Raw genomic sequence first — 329 nt, forward strand, 5'->3', positions numbered from 1 at the left:
GGTGCCAGCGCGCTGATCTCGATCACGAATTTCTGGCGCAGCGCCCGGGCGAAATCCCCGTAGCCGCCCGCCGTCAGCACGAAGGCGGCCGGGCCCCCGGTCGAATGGTCGCGTTTGGGCGTCGGCCGACGCAGCGCTGGAAAGGATGTCCATCTCTCAACTGCTATGCACTTCCTCAACTACGGACACTACCGTAGGGATTGTCCGTATAGTTCTGCGACAGGCGGAAGCTCCTAGTTGTCTGGTGGTGGAACGTTGTTGGGATCAGGTGCGTTGGGCAATCGAGGAGCATGCCTGGCGCTTTGACGGCGTCCGTCGCCGCGTCTCCC

At 63.2% G+C, this 329-nt stretch carries 1 pseudogene; it reads right to left on the bottom strand.

Annotated elements, in window-relative coordinates:
- Nucleotides 1–113, bottom strand: a pseudogene (locus tag WDW90_RS38605) (DUF1194 domain-containing protein); the annotation flags it as partial.
- Nucleotides 114–329 lie beyond the last annotated feature (216 nt).

The sequence above is a fragment of the Methylobacterium nigriterrae genome (genome assembly GCF_037106235.1).
Taxonomy (GTDB): Bacteria; Pseudomonadota; Alphaproteobacteria; order Rhizobiales; family Beijerinckiaceae; genus Methylobacterium; species Methylobacterium nigriterrae.